Annotated in this window: 5 protein-coding genes; 4 read left to right on the forward strand and 1 reads right to left on the reverse strand. The window is 63.2% G+C overall.

Going from position 1 to position 2,876, the window contains the following annotated elements:
• From ACK5L9_RS21930 to ACK5L9_RS21945, 4 genes are all read left to right on the forward strand, one after another.
• On the forward strand, window positions 1-598 hold a 598-nt coding region (locus ACK5L9_RS21930), incomplete at its 5' end, for a sulfatase/phosphatase domain-containing protein (RefSeq protein ID WP_416913581.1).
• A 16-nt stretch (window positions 599-614) separates the two neighbouring features.
• Window positions 615-938 (forward strand): hypothetical protein, encoded by a 324-nt coding sequence (locus tag ACK5L9_RS21935; protein WP_416913582.1) that lies wholly within the window; start codon window positions 615-617, stop codon window positions 936-938.
• 235 nt (window positions 939-1,173) lie between these two features.
• Window positions 1,174-1,593 carry an IS66 family transposase zinc-finger binding domain-containing protein gene (locus ACK5L9_RS21940; protein ID WP_416913583.1) on the forward strand — a complete coding sequence of 140 codons (420 nt, stop codon included), beginning with the start codon at window positions 1,174-1,176 and terminating at the stop codon, window positions 1,591-1,593.
• Window positions 1,581-1,829 carry a hypothetical protein gene (locus ACK5L9_RS21945; protein ID WP_416913584.1) on the forward strand — a complete coding sequence of 83 codons (249 nt, stop codon included), beginning with the start codon at window positions 1,581-1,583 and terminating at the stop codon, window positions 1,827-1,829. The genes ACK5L9_RS21940 and ACK5L9_RS21945 overlap by 13 nt, the downstream gene beginning before the upstream one ends.
• 121 nt (window positions 1,830-1,950) lie before the next feature.
• Here the strand turns inward: ACK5L9_RS21945 and ACK5L9_RS21950 are convergent.
• Window positions 1,951-2,876: M48 family metallopeptidase (locus ACK5L9_RS21950; protein WP_416913585.1), on the reverse strand; the 926-nt coding region annotated here is incomplete at its 5' end.

Here is a 2,876-nt window from a genome sequence, read left to right on the forward strand (position 1 = left end):
CGTGATCTACACCTCTGATCACGGAGATAACGCCGGAGCCCGCGGGCTTTGGGGGAAATCCAACATGTATGAAGAAAGCGTTGCGATTCCGATGATCGCGGTGGGGCCGGATTTTCCGCAGAAGGTTTGCGAAACGCCGGTGAACCTGATCGACCTGTCGGCTACAATAACCGACCATTTCGGCGTCGGACTGAACAGCCCCGCTGCGGTGAAATCCTTGCGCAGCATTTCAAACGACCCCGATCAGCCCGACCGTATCGCATTCAGCGAATACCATGCAGCAGGGGCGGTGTCAGGCGCATTCATGATAAGACAGGGCCGGTGGAAATATATCCACTATGTCGGCTTCTTGCCCGAGCTGTTCGATCTGCAAAACGATCCCGAAGAGACCAGAAATCTTGCCTGCGAACCGGAACATGCCGAAACACTGTCGCGTATGCGCAAACGTCTGCGGGAAATCTGTGATCCCGAACGGACCGACGCAGAGGCCTTTGCGGATCAGGATGCACTGATTGCGCGTTTTGGCGGGGTGCAAGCCGCTTCAAGGATAGGAGCAGCGGCAGCAGAGCCGATCCCGACCATGACTGACCCCGGTTAAACGGGGTAATACACAGATGATCCTGCGTTCCGCTATCCTGATCGGTCAGATTGCTGATGACCGTGCCGAGATTTTCGACCGTTTCATGCAAAGGAAGGTCGTTCCCGCGCTGAGAAGATACCCCCGAATCCGAAAGGTCACATTGAGGCGCCACCTTGAAAGGGATGACGATTGCCCTCCGGTCCTGATGCAGGTCGATATGCTGTTCGATACATTCGAGGACATGCGCCATGCACTGGCCAGCCAGGAATGGCACGACGCACATGAGGTGATCGCAAGTGGTTTCGGCGATTTCAGGGGCACGGTCACGCATATGGTTTGTGACCTTCTGGTCGAATAGGCAGCATGACGACAACCTGACGACGCGCCCCAAAAATTGAATGGCCATGCATCAATCCACGCCCCCGTGAAGGTGCAGGGCAGCTGCGCCGCCTCGTTCCTTGCCCGACGTGATGCGCGGCGCGGAAATCAGCCCGGAGGGGCGATACCCACAGCAACCCGGCGCAACAGCCCCAAAAACCTTAATTACCCACCCCCCGGTTGCGGCGGCGCGCGGGTCGTGATTCACGCTGGGGATGAACCGTGATGATCTTGAAAAGCTGAGCAAGGACGAGCTGGTGGATCTGGTGCTGAAGCTCCAGCGCCCCGGCAAGACGTCGCGGAAGTCGTCAAAGCCGCCATCGACGGACCGGAAGGCGCGGCGGGCGAAGAGCAAGCCGGGCGGGGCGAAGCCCGGGCATGAGGGTCGTCACCGGCGGCTGGCCGAGAACCCGGACCGGATCGTCGGCCTCCGGCCCGGCGCGTGTTCGGGCTGCGGCGCGGCGATCACCGCAGATGCGCCGGGGGCGGCGATCGGGGAATACGACCGGATCGATATTCCGCCAATCACGCCGGTCGTGGAGCGCCACCGACGGCTGGCCTGCGCCTGCCCATCCTGCGGCGTAAAGACCAAAGCGCCGGTTCCGGCGGCGGCGCGCAGGTCGTGCGCGCGGTGATGGGCGGTCATCGCCCGGCTTTCCGGACCTCGGATCGCCATTCGGCGCAGCAGGGCCACGGGCTGAGCCATCAGACTTGCCTGGCCCATCTCGCCCGCGACGCCGACCGGGTGCTGGAGGCCGGCTGCGAGCGGACCGGGCTGGCGCTGAAGCACTGGCTCCGCGACGCCTTCGCGCTGGCCGAGGGCCTCGGCGATCTCGCCGCCGCGACCATCCGACAGACACTCGCCGCCTGAGCGGGATGCTCGCCGCAGAGGGGAGTGGGTAATTGCCAGCGCCAACCCCGCATGCGCCCGAAATTTCGCATCCTGCGAAAACAGCCGTTGCGCGCGGAGCCGATACCCCTGAAGCAGCGGCTCAGTCCCACTGCCCCGACATCGTACGGATGGCTGCGGCCCTGTCCTCCAGATCGGGATGCGAGGACAGCCAGGTCGGGGCGAAAGCATCGCCTTCATCGCTCAGCGTTTCGAAAAATTCGGCCAGCGCCGTGCCGTCATAGCCAGCATCATTTGCAAGCCTGTATCCGCGCTGGTCGGCATCGGCCTCTTGATGGCGAGAATAGGATAGGGCCAGCAGGCCGTTTCCCTCGCGCAGCATATCCTCAAGGAACGGACCGGGGTCGCCTGCGATCAGCGCAATCAGCAGATAGCTGGTCCCCGCGCGATAAAGCTGGGACAAAACGTGCTTTTCCGAAACATGGGCGATCTCGTGCCCCAGAACGGCGGCGATCACGTCGTCATCGTCAAAGCGGTTCAGCAACTGGTCGTTCACCACGATGGTACCGCCCGGCATCGCGAAGGCGTTCGGCCCGACCGAAGGCATGTCGCGAAACAGCAGGTGGTATTCGCCCCAGGGGGCCTCGGGCGCAAAGCGTGTCAGCCGGTCGAAAATCGCCTGAACCTCGGCCCGACGCGCCTCTGTCACCTGCGTCTCGTCGGCAATCAGCCGGTCGATGATCACCATATTGCTTTGATCCATCGCACGAACCGGCGCGTCGGGGGTGACGGACATGGCGAGGACAACAAGGATGTCCAGCCCCCAGCGCCAGATCGCCCACGCTGACAGCAAGCAGAGGGCGATCACCGCAGCAAGCCGGGGGTGCCATGCTTCAAACTGCGACAGCCATGCGTCGGGGCGCGGCCCAGGCAGGGCCTCGGGCGACAGGCCCTCGGCCGAAAATACCCAGCCCTCGGGCAGATGCACCAGCAACGGGCCGCCGGGCAACTGTTCGACGCGGTCAATCGGTCCGGCAACCAGTTCCGCGCCCTGCGCATCCAGCAGCC

Source organism: Paracoccus sp. (in: a-proteobacteria) (assembly GCF_047973135.1).
In the GTDB taxonomy this organism is placed as follows: Bacteria; Pseudomonadota; Alphaproteobacteria; order Rhodobacterales; family Rhodobacteraceae; genus Paracoccus.